The organism is Serratia sp. Ser99, assembly GCF_024519545.1.
GTDB lineage: Bacteria > Pseudomonadota > Gammaproteobacteria > Enterobacterales > Enterobacteriaceae > Serratia > Serratia liquefaciens.
The window spans coordinates 164,414-179,704 of record NZ_JALJRT010000009.1; the positions used below are offsets into that span (position 1 = coordinate 164,414).

Here is a 15,291-nt window from a genome sequence, read left to right on the forward strand (position 1 = left end):
TCTACTCGACCAATTTGTAGTTGTTGCAATTTTTATAACTCGAATTTCCATTTTTTGTGCATGCAGCCATAAATTTTACCTTGAGTAACTTGTTGGTGGGGCGAGCTTCCATATAGTAAATGTCACGACCCTGCTTTGTGCAATCTACTTCCTCAGCAGCCAGCATTTCCTGTGCGCCATTGAGCTGTTCAATACCGTGTTCATTACCATCAAAAGTATAAATTTTACATTGCTCATGAATGCCGATTAACATAGGTTCGTCACTTTTGGGCAGGGTAACGAATGCTGTCGCTATTGCAATGGCTATCAAAGCAAGGGCTAGAAAAAATAGCGTTTTTTTCATCCTGCCGGAATGGTTATCCTGGCTGGTCTCTATTAATAATGAAGCTGTATTACTCTCGGGCTCTGACTCGAGAGGTAACGAGTTATCCCCGATCTTTCCTGTAGCGGCTGGCTTGTCAGGCACCTTGGTCTCGGGGTGAATTTCAGCCTCCATTTTGAACCCTGTTCTCGGTATGGTAATGAGAATGTTTTTGCTTACACCAAGTGTCTCAAACGCTTTTCTTAGTTCACTTATATGATTGCTCAGCGTAGCGCTGGAAGGTGAAAAACCATAGTCCTCCCAGACGCGCTTTATTAGGTCCTCGCGCGTCAATTCGACTTTATTGTTTTTTATTAGCTCAATTAATAGCCGTGTTGCTGGGTTAGATAACCCAGCCGTGAGCTGGTTATCGTTTCTCAGTATCAATGTCCTGCTTTCCGGGTCAAAAACAATAGTTAGATTTATTATGTATTTCATGTGGATACCCGTTCATTCCTGGTGTATAGGCAAAAATACTTGGTGATAAGAATAGTCTCAAATATATGTTGATAGAATTTATTGGAATTTTGCACTAACAGTCAACACCTTTATGGAAATTCTTTTTCAGTCCGGATCTCTTTGAATTTAAAGTAGTATTGATATTTAATTTAGTTAATAAACTTGAAACTAATATCTAATTTTTTGATGTTTTTGGTGGCGTTTTAGCATAATAATCTAATTTTTATATATTAATTAGATTATTTGGCTTTTATTTTTTTTGGCGTTTATCATTGTTTCCAGTTGCCGGTAACCATGATGCTGCTAATTTACGGGGTGAGAAGAAATAACCCTTTGATATGCTGGATCTGTAGTGCCGAAATAGTGGCGACTTCACAAAAATGGGATAGACCTTAAATAAGGATAAAGTGGAAATGAAATTGAATAAAATCATGATGGCAGCAGTTTTGGCATTCGGTACAGTTTCTGGTGCACAGGCCGCCGACCAGGGCCATGGTAAAGTCACCTTTACCGGTTCTATTATTGATGCACCTTGCTCTATTACTCCAGAATCTATTGATCAAACAGTTGAGCTGGGCCAGATCTCTAAGGTTGCTTTACTCAGTGGAGGGAAATCTACCCCGCGTAATTTCTCGATCGATCTGGAGAACTGCACGTTTGGATCACCTGCCACCAAAAATAAGGTGCAGGTAACCTTTACGGGTATGGAATCTGCAGCTAAAAATGGCCTGCTGGGGATTACCGGCACGGCTAAAGGCGCCAGCGTAGCCATCACTCAGGCTGATGGTGAAATCATCAAACTGGGCGAGCCAACTAAAGAGCAAACATTGCAGGACGGTAACAACACGCTGAGTTTCGCCGCCTACATGCAGGGTGATACCGCTTCTGCCGCATCTATTACTGAAGGTGAATTCCAAGCGGTGGCCGATTTTACTCTGGCTTATAACTAAAAGTTCACTCCACATAAAGTAAGTGTTTTCTCTGTATGTGTATATATGCATGCGGTATCCCCGCATGCCTTTTTGACAATATTACAAAGTATGGAGCACGTTTTATGAGGCTGCATAATACCGTTATTATAGTGGTTTCTTGCCTGTTTTCCTTTCCAGTGGTCTCTGTTTTAGCCGACGATCATATTGCCGGATGGGGGCGGGTAAATATGCAAGGATCCATTATAGACACCGCTTGTGCTATTGCTGTTGACAGCAGGGAGCAAACCATTGATATGGGGGTTCTACCCTTGTCAGATATTATTCGCGATGGGCAAGGCCGCAGCCAGCCTTTTTCCATTGATTTGGTTAACTGCATCACTGAGCGTCCTGGAAAGGAAGGCTGGAAGAAGTTTCAGGTTACTTTTGATGGTGAAGCTAATGGCGGGTTATTTGGTGTTAACGGTGATGCCTCCGGCGTAGCGCTGCAAATCATCGATACTCAGGGTAATGTCGCAATGCCGGGCAAGGCTATGCCACCAATGGATATTGTCCCCGGCGATAGTCAATTGAATTACGCCATGAGGTTGGTGGCCAATAGTCAGACGTTGAAAGCTGGGGATTATCTATCATCTATCCGATTTAAACTGGACTATTTTTAATTTCCTTCTGGAAGAGCGCTGTTTTTCGCCTCGCGTAATGGATTTATTTATACTAATAGGGTAATGGCATGGAGTTTTCTTCGCTTGGAAAAGTTGCGCCTCTGCATTCGTTAGGATTGTTTATTTCCCTTGCGCTGGGTACTTCAGTGATAAGCGCTCATGCTGCCGATAATATTCAGTTCAATACAGATGTGCTGGATGTCAACGATCGGAAAAACATTGATCTGAGCCAATTCTCGCGCAGTGGCTACATTATGCCAGGTACCTACGGCATGGTGGTGCACGTTAATAAGAATGACTTGCAGGAGCAACAGATCTCATTTTATGCGCCGGAGGGTGACCCAAACGGCAGTCGCGCCTGCCTCAGCCCCGCATTGGTGCAACAACTGGGATTTAAACCCGGCGTACTGAAAGACCTGACCTGGTGGCGCGAGGGAGAATGCCTGAACGAGACCAGCGTACAGGGAATGGAAGTGCGTGGCGATCTGCCCACGTCTTCTCTTTACCTGAGTATTCCTCAGGCTTATCTGGAGTACAGCGACGAGAACTGGGATCCGCCGTCTCGCTGGGATGAGGGTATTCCAGGGTTGCTCTTCGATTACAACGTCAATGCGCGTAGCCAGCATCAGCAGCGGGACGGCTCGCATGGTTATAGCCTCAGCGGCAACGGTACGGCGGGCGCCAACCTGGGCGCATGGCGTCTGCGTGCCGATTGGCAGGCGAATCTTGACCATCAGACGGGGAGCGGGCAACCGACCAATAAACAGCTGGACTGGAGCCGGTATTACGCCTATCGGGCAATACCGGCGCTGCGCTCGAAGCTGACGCTGGGTGAAAACTATCTGGATTCAGGCATGTTCGACAGTTTCCGTTTTACGGGGGCGAGTCTGGTATCGGACGACAGCATGCTCCCCCCTAATCTGCGCGGTTATGCGCCGGAAGTTGTGGGGGTGGCGAAAACTAACGCCAAAGTCACCATCAGCCAGCAGGGGCGTGTGCTGTCTGAGACCACGGTTGCCGCAGGGCCATTCCGCATTCAGGACATCAATGATGCGGTCAGCGGCGAGCTGAACGTGCGGGTGGAAGAGCAGGATGGTGGCGTGCAGGAGTTCGTGGTGAATACCGCGAACATCCCGTACCTGACGCGGCCAGGCTCGGTGCGCTTCAAGCTGGCGACGGGTAAACCGTCAGACTGGCAGCACCATTCGAGCGGTCCGCTGTTCGGCACCGGCGAGTTTTCCTGGGGGGTTAGCAACGGCTGGTCGCTGTACGGCGGTGCGCTGGCTGGCGGCGACTACAACGCGCTGTCACTGGGTATCGGCCGTGACCTGATGGCATTGGGGGCACTGTCGTTTGACGCTACCCAGTCGCGGGCGCGGTTGCCACAGGAAGACGGCACGCTCAGCGGCGGCTCCTATCGCCTCAGTTACTCAAAGAGCTTCGACGAATACGACAGCCAGGTGACCTTTGCCGGCTATCGCTTCTCGGAGCAGGACTTTATGAGCATGAGTGAGTATCTGGACGCGCGCTATTACGGCACCCGAACGGGGAATGGCAAAGAGATGTACACCATTACCTTCAATAAGCACTTCCGCGACTGGGGGCTGAGTACCTATCTCAATTATAGCCACGAGACGCATTGGGATCGGCCGGCTAATGACCGTTACAACCTGACGCTGTCGCGTTATTTCGACGTGGGCCGGTTCCGCAACCTGAGCCTGTCGCTGTCGGCGTACCGTAATGAATACAACGGAACGAAAGACGATGGGGCCTACCTTTCACTGTCGATGCCGTGGGGGGATAACTCAACGGTGAGCTACAACACCACGGTGAACCGCGACGACACCACTCATCAGGTGGGGTATTACGACCGGATTGATGAGCACAACAACTACCAGTTGCGGGCCGGTAGTTCGCGCAATGGGGTGAATGTGAACGGGTATTACAACCATGAAGGCGATAAGGCGCGGATGAGCGCTAACGCCAGTTATCAGGAAAACCGTTACAGCGCCTTCGGGATGTCGATGCAGGGCGGCATGACGATGACGGCGAATGGCGGGGCGCTGCATCGAGCCGGGGTGCCGGGCGGCACCCGCATGCTGATTGACACGCAGGGGGTGGCGGACGTGCCGGTGCGGGGCTATGGCAGCACCACCAACACCAATGCCTGGGGCAAGGCGGTCATCGGGGACGTGAACAGCTATTACCGCAACAGGGCGAGTATCGATGTGAACAAACTCGGTGATAACGCCGAAGCCACGAAGTCAGTAGTGCAGGCCACGCTCACCGAAGGCGCTATCGGTTACCGCCAGTTCGACGTGATTGCCGGTGAGAAGGCGATGGCGGTCATCAAACTGGCCGATGGCAGTGAACCCCCATTCGGCGCCACGGTGATGAACGCCCGTAAGCAGGAGACGGGCATCGTCAATGACGGCGGCAGTGTTTACCTGAGCGGCATTAACGCCGGCGATGCCATGACGGTGCACTGGAACGGCGGCGCGCAGTGTGAGGTGCGCATGCCAACGCCTTTGCCGGCAGACATGCTGATGAATACGCTGCTGTTGCCGTGTCATCCGCTGGGGGCGCACACCGAGCCTGAAGTGCGGACGAAGGGCGCGCCACTGCCAGTGGTTGTACCTGAGCAGGAGCAGGCTTCGTAACCGCCGCGCTGAGGGATAACACGGCGTGCAGATTTAACCCAAATTCTAGGAGGGCCGCTGCGGCCGGGAATGAAAACATGCGAAAGAGTGAATTGAACATGAAACAGCATCACAAAGGTCGCCCAGTCGCGTCCATGCGGAAAAAGGGCCTGTTGCCGACGGCAGTGGCTGGGGCCCTGCTCGCGGCATTGCTGGCTCAGCAGGCCCAGGCGGCGATAGCGCTGGACCGCACTCGGATTATTTTCGATGGCAGCCAAAAATCGGTAAGCCTGAGCGTCAGCAACCAAAACAAGCAGCTGCCTTACCTGGCGCAGGGCTGGATTGAAGACGACAAGGGCAACAAAATTCAGAGCCCCCTCACGGTACTGCCTCCGGTTCAGCGCATCGAGCCGGGCAAGCCGAGCCAGGTGAAAATCCAGGCGCTGCCGGTGGCGAAGACGCTGCCGCAGGACCGCGAGATGGTCTATTACTTCAACCTGCGGGAAATTCCGCCGAAGAGCACCAAGCCGAACACGCTGCAAATTGCGTTGCAGACGCGTATCAAATTGTTCTACCGCCCGGCCGCCATTGCGATGGACAAAAACGCACCGCCGCCGCAGGAGCAACTGACCCTGAGCAAGCAAGGCGACAAGTATGTAGTCAATAATCCGACGGCGTATTACGTCACGCTGGTTGATGCCGCCACCAAAAAAGACGGTGCGGGGATCAAAAACTTCGAGCCGATGATGGTGCCGCCAAAGGGCAATTTGCCATTGACGGTGAGTGCGGCGGAGGTAGGTAACAGCCCGGTGCTGACCTACGTTAACGACTATGGCGGCCGGCCGCAGCTGAGCTTCAGTTGCTCCGGCAACACATGCACGGTGATACCGGCGAAGAAAGCCTAGCAGAGCATGAACTGGCGGTGCAGGCACTGGTGAACCGAAGGGAGACAAGAGTATGGGCATGACACACGAGACGGGCAGATACCGACGGGGCCTGTGCGGGGCGATTGAGCTGAAGTATTACGGCGCGTTGTTCGGATTGATGCTGATGGCCCCGATAACGCTGGGGACAGTGGTGTGGTTGTTGCCACCGGCGCAGGCGGCGGTGGACAACTGGGATGTCGAAGGCGCCAACGGCACCCTGTACGTTCATGGGGCGTTAACCGAGAGCGCCTGTCGGCTGGAGATGACCAGCGCCCATCAGGATATCGCACTCGGTGAGACGGGGGGGGGGCGCCTAAGAACGGTTGGCGCGCGCGGCGAACCGATCCGATTCGAGCTGCGTTTGGAGGATTGTCTGCGCAGCCCGGCCGGTAGCCGCGATGTGCGTACCGGTGGCCTGGCCTGGACAGACAATCAGCCGGCGGTAACGGTGAGTTTCCGTGCGACGCGTGACGCCGATAACCCGCAGTTGGTGAAGGCGCAGGGCGTTTCCGGGCTGGGGCTGCGGCTTGAAAATGCGCAGGGGGAAGACGTTCGCCTGGGTAGCAGGGGGAAACCGCTGTTGCTGACGCCGGGGCAGAATACGCTGAGCTACACGATAACCCCGGAACGCACTCCCGCCGCTCTGATGGCGGGCAGCTATCGGGCCGTGGTGGATTTTCATCTGAGCTATGACTGAGGCGGCCGCAATGAATGGGATCGTAACGCTGCCGAGAGCGCTGGCAGGTGTGCTGACGGCCTTGCCGATGTTGGTTTTTGCAGCCCCCTCGGCCATGGTCACCGTCAAGGTCACCGTGGTGGCACCACCGCCTTGCGTGATAAACGATGACCGGCCGATTGAAGTGGAGTTCGGCGATGTGATGACCACCCGGGTGGATGGCGACAATTACAAGATGCCGGTCAATTACACACTGTCGTGCACCGGGGGCACTTCGAATGCGATGAAGCTGCAGGTCAAAGGCAATGGCGCCGCGTTTGACGCGACGGTGTTGCAGACCAACAAGACCGGGCTTGGCATCGAACTGCGCCAGGGCGATGGCAAACTGGCCGTCAACAGCTGGCTGAATTTCACCTATCCGAACAAGCCCGAACTATGGGCCGTGCCGGTAAAACAGGCCGGCACAACCCTGACGGGAGGCGAGTTCAGCGCAGGGGCCACAATGGCCGTGGATTACCAGTAACGGGAGCGGAGCATGAGCAAAACACTAAAAGTCCTGTTGCTGGCCGGGGGGTTGACGGTGGGCATGACTCCGGTACAGGCCAAGGACGGTGAAGCCGACATGACGTTTCACGGCACCCTGATAGAACCGCCTCCCTGCACCCTCAACGATGGCAATCAGGTGGAGGTCGATTTCGGCGATCGGGTGGGCATCAATAAGGTGGACGGCGAGAATTACCGGCAGGGGTTGAACTACCAAATCACCTGTGACAGCGCCGCCGGCGGGAGCTGGGCGTTGACGCTCAGCCTGAGCGGCAGTGCGGCAGGGTTCGACAGTGAAGCCCTGTTGACGGACAAGGCCAGCCTCGGCATTCGGGTGTACCAGAACGATAAACCCTTCACCCCGAACAGCACGGTGAAGATAAACCTGGCCAACCCGCCGCGCCTGGAGGTGGTACCGATCAAACAAGCGGGCGCCACGCTGACCGAAGGGGCCTTTGAGGCCTGGGCCACGCTGCGTGCCGATTATGAATAAGGAGCTGGACATGAGAGGGAAATCGGGCTGGCGCCAGCCCTCAGGGGATTCACGTTCTCGAATGGGCGTCCTGCTGTTGGTGCCGATGTTGATGGCCGCACCGCTATTGGCGCTGGCCGCGGGTGACAATAACCTGTACCTGCATGGCGCTCTGGTCGCAGAGCCCTGCGTGATACCGCCGGGTGATGAAGAAATCACGCTAGATTTTGGCACCATTATCGACAAGTACCTGTACCTGAACACGCGCACTCTCGGGCAATCCTTCGAGATACATCTGGAGGAGTGCGACCTGACGTTGGGCAAGATGGTGAGCGTGACCTTTAACGGCACGGAAAATCAAGCCTTGCCGGGCCTGTTGGCCATCGATGGTGGCAGCGAGGCCACGGGGATTGCCATCGGGTTTGAGACGCCGTCGGCCAAACCCCTGCCGCTTAATACCCAGAGTGGTAAGTCCCTGTTGCAAGACGGGGGCAACATCATTGCGCTGAGAGCTTATGTCCAAGGCGAGCCCTTGGCGATAGCCGACAAGACGATTAGCCGGGGTGCGTTCAGTGCAGTTGCCACCTTTAACCTGGAATATGAGTAAGCGACATCAAACCGACAGTGATAAACACCCAGAATGAAAATAGTGCCGCGCAGGACTGGGATAGGGCGTATCGCTGGTTGTGCCGGCGACGGCAACATGCGCCACCGCATGCTGATGTGTTGGATTTGCGCTTCAAGTGGCCACAGCAGCAGTTCCAATGGTTAAACAGGGTGCTGGCAGGGGAATACCGCCTGTCGCCCATGCAGAGCTGTCGGCGGCAAAATAAGAGCTGGGTGCAATGGTCGGCGCATGATGCGTTGGTGCTCAAGTGGGTAGCGATGCAGGTCGAAGAGTAATTGCCCAGGAACACTCATTGCCATCACCTGAAAGGGCACGGCGGCGTAAACGGGTCGACGCAATCTGTTGCTTCTTCTTGGCGAAGTGGGGAATGGCGTTATGTCTACCGCACGGATATCCGGGGTTATTACCGGCATATCTTAAAGCATCAGGTAGCAGGGCAATTACATTGGCATATCGAAAATGCGGTTTGCCGGAGCTTATGCCTGCAATGACTTTATTACAGCATTGAAGACGGCGGTGAAATACATACCCCTGAAAAAGGTATTTGTCGCGGCAGCGCACTGAGTCCGCTGGTTGGCGGCAGTATATTGCGGCATGTTGACCATTATTTTTCGACGCGCGAGGAACTGTTTTATGCCCGGTATATGGATGACTTTGTTTTCTTCACCAAAACGCGTTGGCATTTACGTAAAACGATCAAATCGTTGTATGAGTTTTTCGATTTGGGTGGTTTTGAGACTCACCCGGATAAAACACAACTGGGGAAAATTGAAAATGGCTTTGACTGGCTGGGGATATGGTATGCCCCCGAAGGGCCCCGGATAGCCCCGAGAGCAATAGAGAACCATCGGGCACATATTGCGCGGCTTTATGAGCAAGCACGTTTAGAGAGACTGTCGAAGGCAGATACCGATAACCGTGTGCGGGAATATGAAATTCGGTGGATGACATGGGCAAAACACCATTTGATGAAAGTGGGGTGAATGCCTATCGACTAAATAAATTACACACTAGGAATCTACATGTACTTGCGCATCGCCGTGCTGATCTTCGCCTCGTGGCTGCCCGCAGCCTCAATGTCATCTGTGCTGCCTATAATACACAACCCCAGGATACTCTCATGCAAATCGTTGAATGGTGTGGCATGCTCTGATTCTGTCCAATACGGATCTGACGGGACGGTGTTGATCGAACAAACCACCGTGGGCGCGCCTCACCCCGTGATGGATACGAAGCTCGAAACATACGGGATCCACTGTTACTACGGGTCCAACCTACCGCCCACTAAACCGTTCGAACGGTGTGCCTGGGGGCCCGGGTCTACCGCGGATCACTCGCCCCGGGTCATCTCCGAGTGCCGACTTCAGGACAGATCCTCGTGGGACCTGACCCCGACGTCGAGCTGCGCGACAGCCACCACTTGGGGGCATCACACCGGCGCGGGGCCTGGCGGTGAATGTGTAATGTTTGCACAGGCTGGACAACGCACGGGACCAACTCTGGTGACACCCATCGGTGTCGTTGACGCCACCACCGCCGCCAACTCCGGGAATGCGTTTTGCCAAAAACCGCTCCCCCCCAACACGCCCTGCGATGTACAGCTTCCACCCGTCATAGACCATGGTGTTATGCCTCCGTCCGGGCAGTCGTCCGTACACGTCGACGGCACCATCGCGTGCGGTGATAATCCCGTGATCTCTATTGTAGGAGGAAATTCCGTTACTGTCGCACCAGGAATAAAGACCGTCCTTGCACCGAGGGTAACACGTGACACCATACGTGTTCGGTCTGACCTGACAACGTCCGGCGCCGCGCCGGGGGTTCAGCAGGTCTCCGTCGTACTCGTGGTTTCCCCAAACTGACCATAACCCAGCGCCCCTCTCCATTGTCCGTGCGTGGTGCGCCGGGGCTAGATAGAGCTCGGTCCTGCGTGACATGTGATGTATGCGTTGAACCCTCCCCATGTAGGGCATGAGCGCCATCGTGATTGTCCGGTCAAACAACGGACTGCTGCAATCGATGTTCGAAAGGCGGGACTCAATCATATCGGTAGATAATACACCGCGTGACAACCGCGTTAAGTCCGGCGTAGTGGTGCCAGCCCATGAATTTTTGATTTGCTTGTTCTCTTGTAAGTCCTACGGTCGTGTGGCATACGTCCGTGTGTACACATGACTGTGCCGGTTATAGCTCGGTGCCCCACCGTGGTTCTTGCTAAAGCCGGATCCGTGGTGGATCAATATCATCTGGACAATAGGGGTTTATCTATATTAAATTTGTTATAAATCATATGGATGATCGCGGTTTGTGGTCTAATCCTGCAATGTGGTTTGGTCTAATCGTGCTTGAAGAGGGAAGAGGGAAGAGGGAAGAGGGAAGAGGGAAGAGGGAAGAGGGAAGAGGGAAGAGGGTGAAAAGGGTGACCCCGTCCGGGGGCTGGCTCGCGGGTGTGCTATCAACCTTCGTACTTCCTTGGGGGTATAAGGATAATCTACGTTGACTACAATAATGATATATCCATAACCCCACTTAGGTACATATTGACTTATCTTGGCATGTAACTATAAAAAACCCTGCTCCTAATCCGTAGGACAGGCAAATAGTGCTCTGAATTCGGCACTATACAAAAGTGCATAGTGCTGCATAGTCGAGCGATGGGTGGTTTTTTATAAGGATATGATTTCTAAGGTTATATTATATATGTGAACAGTGAGGATAGTTGTCACGAAAAATTCCTTATGAATGAAAACACTGGATGCGGTTGATTTTTTGTTCAAAAAATGTGTTTATCGGGATGTTCTATATACAAATGAGTTTTAGTTCGGGTCGAACAGTAGATTAAGTTTGTAAATCAGTGTCAATTGCAGGCGTGGAACTTCGCCGGGCCTTGATGCGAAAATTTTTATGGGGGCATAAAAAGGGGCACCTGAGTACGTAGTTGTTGATTAATGGTTGTTTTTCATTATGTTGTAATCATATGTGAGTCCGGCCTTCGCACCATTAGTACAGCGCGAACAAGAAGCCACCGAGAGGTGGTTTTTTTGTGCCTAAAATCCAGCCCCGCAAGGTTTTTTCCTCACTTTATCACTCAATCTGAGTCAGCCTACATCAACTTACTGATGCGGATACAACCGCGGGTATATCCCGGTTCTATAATGTTTGTATTCACGCAGAACCCTTGAAAGGATACTCAACATGGCTCTGAGCGATGTGAAGGTTCGTACGGCCAAGCCTGAAGAAAAAGCCTATAAGCTTACTGATGGCGACGGCATAGTGTAGTGTTGCTGGTTCACCTGGACGGTTCAAAAACACTGGTGCTTGCGTTATCGCTTTGAAGATAATTAGGAAATGCTGATGTGGGGTATTTACCACTGAGATGAGCGCAGAAAAATGATTCAGCGGTCGGTAGATTATATAAATGCGAACCGGGATATGGGGATTAGCCTGTTCGATTTCGCATAGAGTAGAGTAATGCTGTGAATTGAACACACCGTCACCGGTAGACAAAGCATACTTACCAATAGGTCTTTAGAAAATGAAGAAAGGACGCTTCACTACACTTCGCTGCGAGATGACAGGTGTACATGCCGTATCAGCGGATACTTCATTCAGCTTCGGACGTCATACTCATGACCAGTTCGGCATTGGCTTAATTGATCGTGGTGCTCAGGTGTCGATGAGCGGGCGAGGTATTGTTGAAGCCCGCGTGGGGGATATCATTACTGTTAATCCAGGAGAAGTGCATGATGGATCTCCGCTAGGTACAGAAAGCAGATCGTGGCGAATGCTTTATTTTGAGCCGGAAGTTCTGTCCGGAGTTATTCAGAGACAGACAGAAAGCAACATGGGTTGTGTTGAGCTGTCTAGCCCGGTTGTGCACAATCATGAATCAGCAATATATTTTTCAACACTCTTTCGTACATTGACGGATCCATGTGGGGGGGACAGCGAAATTGAACGAGAAGAAACTCTCCTCGTTTTGCTTACAAGCCTCCTCGGTTATCAGCATCAGGAGCGGGCTTGTGCTCCAAGAGCAATTGCCCTTGCGAGGGAACGTATTGATGATGACCCCTCATTAGCACTGTCACTCTATGAGCTTTCAGAACTTGGCGGTGTGAGTCAATTCCAGCTACTGCGTGGTTTTTCAAAAGTTACAGGATTCACTCCTCATGCTTACCTTATTCAGCGCAGATTACAGAGGGTAAGACAATTAATCGCTGGAGGTATGTCTCTTGCGGACGCATCGCATGCAGCTGGTTTTGCGGATCAGAGCCATATGACCCGACTTTTTGTTCGTACATATGGCATTACGCCAGGAGCCTATGCTATGGCTATAAAATGAACTGCAATTTTATTCAATACAAATAGTCGTGACAGAGGGCATCTTTCTGGAAACGTTCAAGAAGAGAGATCTGCCAATGTCATTACACTACGCTCCTGAAATCCGTTCACTGTTCGGACGACTCCACTCTGGCATCGTTACTGTTGATGGTATTCATTCGAATGCCAATCCTTCAGAGCAGATTGCATTTTTACATGATATTGCCGACAAGCGACTGGCAACTGCCAGTGAGGGAGAGTTTGTCGAAATCAAGGCCTGGCGGCGGGCTTATTCAACCCTGGGATTAAAACCAACACAATATCGCTGTGCGGCTGAGGCACTCCTGAGGCGCCATCGTAAAGGAGGTGAACTTCCAGAACTTCATCCTCTTATTGGCTTGTGTAATGCGGTTTCGCTCGCGTTTGCTATACCTGTCGCCGTGTTTGATCTTGATCGAGTTGCAGGGGAGATGACTGTTCGGCCAGCGAACGGCAAAGAATACTATGAGTCTTTTACAGGGGAGACTGAACATCCTGAAGCAGGTGAGGTAATTTTTGTTGATACCTCCGGCCGGGCCCATGCACGGCGCTGGACCCATCGCCAGAGTGGCTGGTCTGCCGTGAGTTCAACAACCTGCCGTGTGATGATTGTAGCCGAGGCCCTGCATGAAACGTCTCGTGAAGATATAGCAGCCCTCCTGTCTACGCTGACTAAGTTGTTATGTCAGATTTGGCCAGAAGCTTCAGTCAGTGTGGAGGGTTCATTGTGACGCCTGAGTTTCTACTTACCACATTCATTATCGTTGCATCTCCAGGTACCGGTGTGCTCTATACCATCGCGACGGGGCTTTCAGGCGGTGCACGTGTAAGTATGATTGCGGCACTGGGATGCACGCTGGGTATTGTTCCACACATGTTAACTGTTATTACAGGGCTTGCTGTATTGCTACATACAAACGAAATCGTATTTAAGATAATAAAATATCTTGGGGCGTTATATTTGCTTTATATGGCATGGAAGACAATTAATGAAAAGAGAAAGCTTGATATTAATAGTGAGGTGAGAACTCAGAGTTACAGGCAGGTCATTACTTCAGCGATACTTATTAATTTACTTAACCCAAAGCTGTCAATATTCTTCCTGGCTTTCTTGCCTCAATTTGTTATTAAGAGTGATATCTCACCGGTAACTCAGATGCTGCAGATGAGTCTAATTTTCATGGCTATAACTTTCTTTGTGTTTATGCTGTATGGAGTATCTGCAGCCAGAGTGCGAGAGTATGTTGTTGCAAATGAATCTGTGCAGCGGTGGGTATTAAGATTCTTTTCTGTTTCTTTTTTCATACTTGCGGTTAAATTGGCATTAATGGAAATTTAAACATGAATAGCTTTAGTGATAAGCGCATTAAATAATATTTTTATATTGCTTTCAAATTATAAATTACAGGTGTGATCATACCAAAAAACCTAAGTAGGAATTATGATATCTGATCTAAATGACATAGATGTGCTCTTTGTAGCAGGCTTTAGTCGCATCACTCTTGATACAGAGCTAAGCACGGTATTTTATAAAGATACACTTCGCTTACCTTTAAAAATATGGAAGGCAATAACGATGATTTGCTGACGGGCGTTAATGTATATGGAGTAAAGCATTTTGCACTTTGGCCTCTGTCTCCGGCCGCACAGTCCTGTTTTGGTACAGAAAAATGGCTGGGAGATGTGCCTATTGCTAGGGGATAGCTCGAATTTGAAGTTTTAGTTGATCACTAGGTCATTGCCACTTTTGCTGGCAGGTCCCGCAGTGCCTTGAACGTTCATTTCGATCCAAGAGATGCTGGACTAACCGGGAGTGATGATTATCATGTTATCGATACTACCGATCCAGAGAGCGTGTTATGCAACATATCATTGAAGGTTTCCTCAGCTTCCAGAAAGAGATTTTCCCACAGCGTAAGGAACTCTTCCGCAGCCTTGCCTCCAGCCAGAACCCTAAAGCGCTTTTTATTTCGTGTTCTGACAGCCGCCTGGTGCCCGAGCTTGTGACTCAGCAAGATCCGGGGCAGCTTTTCGTTATCCGTAACGCAGGCAACATCGTGCCTTCCTTTGGCCCGGAACCGGGCGGGGTGTCTGCGACCATCGAATACGCAGTGGTGGCACTGGGCGTCACGGATATCGTGATTTGCGGCCACTCGAACTGTGGCGCCATGAAGGCGATAGCTTCTTGCCAGTGCCTTGACCCGATGCCGGCAGTGGCCCACTGGCTGCACTATGCTGACGCCGCCAAAGCGGTGGTAGAGAAGAAAACGTGGGATAACGAAATCGACAAGGTTAACGCTATGGTCGAAGAGAACGTTATCGCCCAGCTTAATAACATTAAGACTCACCCGTCCGTTGCCGTGGGTCTGCGCAACAACGGCCTGCGTCTGCACGGCTGGGTGTACGACATCGAAAGTGGCGAGATCCGCACGCTGGATAAAAATACGAAGAATTTCGTGTCACTGGCGGATAACCCCGCAGTTCACTTCGAATAAGGTGATGCCTGGCCTGGGCTATGACATTGAATCCACGTTTCGGCGTGGATTTTTTTAGAGGTAGATCTAAAGAGCCGCTTAACCAGAGTAGGTTAATTTATCCGCAATAGGGGATAATACTCATTTTATCCACTTGAGAAGA

15 protein-coding genes and 1 pseudogene are annotated in these 15,291 nt (G+C 51.6%); 15 read left to right on the forward strand and 1 reads right to left on the reverse strand.

Annotated features, from left to right (window positions below):
• Position 1: 1 nt before the first annotated feature.
• Complete coding sequence (locus NR114_RS18300; protein ID WP_256814437.1) at positions 2–799, reverse strand: winged helix-turn-helix domain-containing protein; 798 nt, start codon at positions 797–799, stop codon at positions 2–4.
• Between the two features lie 434 nt (positions 800–1,233).
• Between NR114_RS18300 and NR114_RS18305 the strand changes: the two genes are divergently transcribed.
• The 15 genes and pseudogenes from NR114_RS18305 (at position 1,234) to NR114_RS18370 (ending at position 15,149) form a co-directional block, all read left to right on the forward strand.
• Complete coding sequence (locus NR114_RS18305; RefSeq protein ID WP_256814436.1) at positions 1,234–1,770, forward strand: fimbrial protein; 537 nt, start codon at positions 1,234–1,236, stop codon at positions 1,768–1,770.
• A 104-nt stretch (positions 1,771–1,874) separates the two neighbouring features.
• A complete protein-coding gene (locus NR114_RS18310; RefSeq protein WP_256814435.1) occupies positions 1,875–2,411 on the forward strand; it encodes a fimbrial protein in 537 nt (178 codons plus the stop codon).
• Positions 2,412–2,479: 68 nt separating this feature from the next.
• Positions 2,480–5,071 carry an outer membrane usher protein gene (locus tag NR114_RS18315; RefSeq protein WP_256814434.1) on the forward strand — a complete coding sequence of 864 codons (2,592 nt, stop codon included), beginning with the start codon at positions 2,480–2,482 and terminating at the stop codon, positions 5,069–5,071.
• Between the two features lie 134 nt (positions 5,072–5,205).
• Entirely contained in the window at positions 5,206–5,955 is a 750-nt protein-coding gene (locus NR114_RS18320; RefSeq protein WP_256814460.1) for a fimbria/pilus periplasmic chaperone, read from the forward strand.
• Positions 5,956–6,007: 52 nt separating this feature from the next.
• A complete protein-coding gene (locus tag NR114_RS18325; protein ID WP_372907099.1) occupies positions 6,008–6,673 on the forward strand; it encodes a fimbrial protein in 666 nt (221 codons plus the stop codon).
• A gap of 10 nt (positions 6,674–6,683) precedes the next feature.
• The gene (locus NR114_RS18330; RefSeq protein WP_256814432.1) at positions 6,684–7,175 is read left to right on the forward strand and encodes a fimbrial protein; all 492 of its coding nucleotides are present in this window, start codon (positions 6,684–6,686) and stop codon (positions 7,173–7,175) included.
• Positions 7,176–7,187: 12 nt separating this feature from the next.
• Entirely contained in the window at positions 7,188–7,688 is a 501-nt protein-coding gene (locus tag NR114_RS18335) for a fimbrial protein (RefSeq protein ID WP_256814431.1), read from the forward strand.
• A gap of 10 nt (positions 7,689–7,698) precedes the next feature.
• Positions 7,699–8,274, forward strand: coding sequence for a fimbrial protein (locus tag NR114_RS18340; protein WP_372907098.1), 576 nt, complete (start codon positions 7,699–7,701; stop codon positions 8,272–8,274).
• Between the two features lie 17 nt (positions 8,275–8,291).
• Entirely contained in the window at positions 8,292–8,570 is a 279-nt protein-coding gene (locus NR114_RS18345) for a hypothetical protein (protein WP_256814430.1), read from the forward strand.
• Positions 8,571–8,816: 246 nt separating this feature from the next.
• Positions 8,817–9,278 (forward strand): reverse transcriptase domain-containing protein, encoded by a 462-nt coding sequence (locus NR114_RS18350; protein WP_256814458.1) that lies wholly within the window; start codon positions 8,817–8,819, stop codon positions 9,276–9,278.
• A gap of 2,212 nt (positions 9,279–11,490) precedes the next feature.
• Positions 11,491–11,628: pseudogene (locus NR114_RS24310) on the forward strand (Arm DNA-binding domain-containing protein); the annotation flags it as partial.
• Between the two features lie 202 nt (positions 11,629–11,830).
• Positions 11,831–12,637 (forward strand): AraC family transcriptional regulator, encoded by an 807-nt coding sequence (locus NR114_RS18355; RefSeq protein ID WP_116691362.1) that lies wholly within the window; start codon positions 11,831–11,833, stop codon positions 12,635–12,637.
• A 76-nt stretch (positions 12,638–12,713) separates the two neighbouring features.
• Positions 12,714–13,385: a B3/4 domain-containing protein gene (locus tag NR114_RS18360; protein WP_256814429.1), complete on the forward strand. Its 672-nt coding sequence runs from the start codon at positions 12,714–12,716 to the stop codon at positions 13,383–13,385.
• Complete coding sequence (locus NR114_RS18365; protein ID WP_256814428.1) at positions 13,382–13,993, forward strand: LysE family translocator; 612 nt, start codon at positions 13,382–13,384, stop codon at positions 13,991–13,993. The genes NR114_RS18360 and NR114_RS18365 overlap by 4 nt, the downstream gene beginning before the upstream one ends.
• Positions 13,994–14,513: 520 nt before the next feature.
• Entirely contained in the window at positions 14,514–15,149 is a 636-nt protein-coding gene (locus NR114_RS18370; RefSeq protein ID WP_012005022.1) for a carbonic anhydrase, read from the forward strand.
• Positions 15,150–15,291 lie beyond the last annotated feature (142 nt).